This is a genomic window from Hydrogenophaga sp., from assembly GCF_041633695.1.
Classification (GTDB): domain Bacteria; phylum Pseudomonadota; class Gammaproteobacteria; order Burkholderiales; family Burkholderiaceae_C; genus Hydrogenophaga.
The window spans coordinates 1-4,096 of sequence record NZ_JBFJMY010000377.1; the positions used below are offsets into that span (position 1 = coordinate 1).

The 4,096-nt window shown below is 65.4% G+C and carries 4 protein-coding genes and 1 riboswitch; of the genes, 3 read left to right on the forward strand and 1 reads right to left on the reverse strand.

The features are described from left to right. Positions 1–591: NAD-dependent epimerase/dehydratase family protein (locus ABYB95_RS18385; protein WP_372660142.1), on the reverse strand; the 591-nt coding region annotated here is incomplete at its 3' end. A 92-nt stretch (positions 592–683) separates the two neighbouring features. Between ABYB95_RS18385 and ABYB95_RS18390 the strand changes: the two genes are divergently transcribed. The 3 genes from ABYB95_RS18390 to ABYB95_RS18400 all read left to right on the forward strand — a co-directional run. Further along, a complete protein-coding gene (locus ABYB95_RS18390; RefSeq protein ID WP_372660144.1) occupies positions 684–1,751 on the forward strand; it encodes a CDP-6-deoxy-delta-3,4-glucoseen reductase in 1,068 nt (355 codons plus the stop codon). After that, the gene (locus ABYB95_RS18395; RefSeq protein ID WP_372660146.1) at positions 1,748–2,731 is read left to right on the forward strand and encodes a Bug family tripartite tricarboxylate transporter substrate binding protein; all 984 of its coding nucleotides are present in this window, start codon (positions 1,748–1,750) and stop codon (positions 2,729–2,731) included. The genes ABYB95_RS18390 and ABYB95_RS18395 overlap by 4 nt, the downstream gene beginning before the upstream one ends. A 129-nt stretch (positions 2,732–2,860) precedes the next feature. Then, a riboswitch (TPP riboswitch) is annotated at positions 2,861–2,960 on the forward strand. Positions 2,961–3,046: 86 nt separating this feature from the next. Beyond that, positions 3,047–4,096 (forward strand): phosphomethylpyrimidine synthase ThiC (locus ABYB95_RS18400; protein ID WP_372660148.1); only part of this gene is annotated, 1,050 nt, incomplete at its 3' end.

A 4,096-nucleotide genomic window follows, 5' to 3' on the forward strand; every position in this document is an offset into this window, starting at 1 on the left:
CAGCACCGGCGTGCCGCGCTGCAAACGTTCGCGGGGCGTACCACCGCTGCGATCGGGCGCATAAATGCCGGGAATGCGCAGCACCGAGCTGCGCACGCCCAGGGCGCGCCCCAGCCAGTGCACCGCGCTCTCGGCATCCACCCGCCGCCAGGCGCGCGGGGTGCGCGGCTGCACCGGGGTGGCCTCGTCCACCCAGCGCCCTTCGCAATCGCCATACACACCGCTGGTCGAGCCGTACACCAGCGCCAGCGGGCGCGAGCGTTGGGCCAAGGCCTGCACCAGGGCGCGGGTGCGCGTGTCGTGGCGCCAGTCGGCCTGCTCCCCCGAAGGCGGTGGCGCCAGGTGCAAAACCCGGGTTGCCAAGCCCGACAAGCGCCGCAGGCTGCGGGCATCGTCCAGGTTGCCCAGCAGGGGCGCGATGCCTGCCGCGCGCAAGCCTGCACGGCTTTCGGGGGTCGAGGTGAGGGCCAGCAGCTTCACGCGCCGCCCGCCGCCCAGCACCTGGGCCGCACGCTGTCCCACGTCGCCGCAACCAATGATGAGGACCCGTTCACGGCGAAAGCGTGCGGGCAATGCGCCTATGGAGTTCATGCCAAATCCGGATTTGCGACAATCGATGTTTGCGGTGTGTCCACTCTGTTCGAGGTGGCGCGTCGCGCGCCCACCAACAGAAGATCGCCAGTATGACATTCACCATCAACGTCCAGCCCAGTGGACGCGCCTTTGAGTCCTTGGCCGACGAGGCCATTCTGGCCGCCGGCATCCGCCAAGGCATAGGCCTGCCCTACGGGTGCAAAGACGGCGCCTGCGGTTCCTGCAAATGCAAGCTGCTCAGCGGCAGCGTGGTACACGGCCCGCACCAGAGCAAGGCCTTGAGCGCCGAAGAAGAAAGCGCCGGGTTCATCCTCACCTGCTGCGGTGTGGCGCACAGCGATCTGGTGATCGAGTCGCGCCAGGTGACCGAAGCCGGCGCCTTCCCGATCAAAAAAATGCCGGTGCGCGTGAGCGCGCTGGAAAACGCCTCGCACGATGTGAAGCTGCTGCGCCTGCAGCTACCCGCCAGCGACAGCTTCCAGTACCACGCGGGTCAGTATGTGGAGTTCCTGCTGCGCGACGGCGAGCGCCGCAGCTACTCCATGGCCAACGCGCCCCACACCCAAGAGGGCAACCCGCACATGGAGCTGCACCTGCGCCACATGCCGGGCGGCAAGTTCACCGACCACGTGTTCGGCGCCATGAAGGAAAAAGAGATCCTGCGCATCGAAGGCCCGTTCGGCAGCTTCTTTCTGCGCGAAGACAGCGACAAACCCGTCATCCTACTGGCCTCGGGCACCGGCTTTGCCCCCATCAAGGCCTTGATCGAACACATGCAGTTCAAGGGCATCACCCGCCCCACCACCGTGTACTGGGGTGGCCGCCGCCCTGCCGACCTGTACCAACACGCCTGGCTGCTGACCAAGGCCGCCGAGATGCCCCAGCTCCGCTACGTGCCGGTGGTCTCCGACGCACTGCCCGAAGACGGTTGGAGCGGGCGCACCGGCTTTGTCCACCTGGCGGTGCTGCAAGACTTTCCCGACCTCAGCGGCCACCAGGTCTATGCCTGCGGCGCCCCCATCGTGGTCGACTCCGCCCGGGCCGCCTACACCGAACACGCCGGTTTGCCACCCGAAGAGTTTTACGCCGACGCGTTCACCAGCGCCGCCGACAAGACCTCACCCATTTCCCCACTACAACAGGAGACATCCACATGATCCAGCGCCGTTCCATCCTGGCCCGCACCGCTTGCACCGCACTGGCCGTCTCGGCCCTGCTGGCGTCTTCACTGGCACTCGCTCAGACCACCACCCGCATCATCGTCCCCTTCGGCGCGGGCGGCCCGATCGACACCACGGCGCGCATGCTGGCCGAAAGTGTCAAAGACACGCTGGGCACGGTGATCATCGAAAACCGCTCCGGTGGCGGCGGCAACATCGGCCTGGCGGCGCTGGCCAAGGCCGCACCCGACGGTCTCACACTGGGCATTGCCACCACGGCTTCGCACGGCATCAACCCCTGGCTGTTCAGCAAGCTGCCGTTCGATCCGGCCAAAGACTTCGCGTCCATCACGCAAATGCTGCGCGTGCCCAATGTGCTGGTGATGAACGCCGAAGTGGCCGCCCGCCTGAACATCAACTCCGTGGCCGACCTGGTGAAATACGCCAAGGCCAACCCCGCCAAGCTGAACTACGGCTCGGGCGGCAATGGCAGCGCCGGCCATCTGGCGGGCGAGCTGTTCAAGAACCAGGCCGGCATTTTTGCGGTGCACATTCCCTACAACGGTGGCAACCCGGCACAGGTGGCTTTGCTGGGCGGACAGGTGGACTTCAACTTCGACAACCTGGCCACCGCCGCTGGCAACATCCGCTCGGGCAAGCTCAAGGCCCTGGCCGTGACCACCGCAAAACGCGTAGAGGTTTTGCCACAGCTGCCCACCATGAGCGAGACCTTGCCCGGTTTTGAAATCGACACCTGGTGGGGCCTGGTCGCCCCGGCTGGCACGCCGCCCGAGACGTTGAAGAAGCTCAGCGCCGCTTTCACCAGTGCGCTTCAGTCGCCCGACGTGAAAGCCCGCTTTGCCATACTGATGGCCGAGCCCACGCCCAGCACACCCGAGCAGTTCGACGCCTTCATGACCCGCGAGCGTGCCAAGTACGAACGGGTTGTGAAACTCAGTGGCGCCAAGGTGGACTGAGGCATTTGCATCCCCTAAAACGGCACCTGTGGGTGCCGTTTTTTTGGCCAGCTTCGCAAGGCCACCGCGCAACAAGCCGGTGGCATCCGGCGAAAAACTGCGCAGATGCGCAAGCGGGCTTGTATACTTTGAAGCGCTCCGGGGTGCACATGGTGCTGAGATGGCGAAAGCCGAACCCGACGAACTTGATCCGGTTAATACCGGCGTAAGAAGAGCCGAAAGTCGCCACAGGCGCATCCAGGGCACAGCCCCACAGATGCTCGCCAAGGGGCCCTTTCCGGAGCACACCACGGCCCACCGGAAAAGGATCTACCCATGAACGCTCCCGATCAATTCTCGCTCTCGCTGGCCCAGGCCCACGAACCCTTCCCTGCGTCGAAAAAGACCTACGTCAGCGGCCACCTGCACCCCAATCTGCGCGTGCCCATGCGCGAAGTGCAGCTGTCCAATGGTGAATGCGTGTCGCTCTACGACACGTCGGGTCCGTACAGCGATCCGAACGCCCACATCGATGTGCGGCAAGGGCTGGCACCCTTGCGTGCCGACTGGATTACCGCACGCGGCGACACCGAAAGCTACGCCGGACGTGCGCCACAAGCGCTGGACGACGGTGGCAAAAAAGAAGTGGAGCGCCTCGCCGCCCTGCGCCTGCAAGCCGCTGGCTTGCAGCGCACGCCGCGCCGCGCCAAAGCCGGCGCCAACGTGAGCCAGATGCACTACGCGCGCCAGGGCATCGTCACGCCCGAGATGGAGTATGTGGCGATCCGTGAAAACGGCAAGCGCGAATGGATGGCCGAGTACCTGGCCGACACCCAACGCGAAGAGCGCCTGCGCGGCAACCCCATGGGCGCCAAGATCCCCGGTTTCGTCACGCCCGAGTTCGTGCGCGACGAAGTGGCGCGTGGACGCGCCATCATCCCGGCCAACATCAACCACCCCGAAGTGGAGCCCATGGCGATCGGCCGCAACTTCCTGGTCAAGATCAACGCCAACATCGGCAACTCGGCCGTGACCTCCAGCATCGAAGAAGAAGTGGAGAAACTGGTGTGGGCCACCCGCTGGGGCGCCGACAACGTGATGGACCTGTCCACCGGCAAGAACATCCATACCACCCGCGACTGGATCGTGCGCAACTCGTCGGTGCCCATCGGCACGGTGCCGATCTACCAGGCGTTGGAAAAAGTGGGTGGCGTGGCCGAAGACCTCACCTGGGAGATTTTCCGCGACACCCTGATCGAGCAGGCCGAGCAGGGTGTGGACTACTTCACCATCCACGCCGGCGTGCTTCTGCGCTACATCCCGCTCACCGCCAGCCGCGTCACCGGCATCGTCTCCCGGGGCGGCTCCATCCTGGCCAAATGGTGC

Bases quoted from the DNA above. Each gene is read 5' to 3' on its own strand.
- ABYB95_RS18390 (WP_372660144.1), top strand. From the start codon at position 684: ATGACATTCACCATCAACGTCCAGCCCAGTGGACGCGCCTTTGAGTCC.
- ABYB95_RS18395 (WP_372660146.1), top strand. From the start codon at position 1,748: ATGATCCAGCGCCGTTCCATCCTGGCCCGCACCGCTTGCACCGCACTG.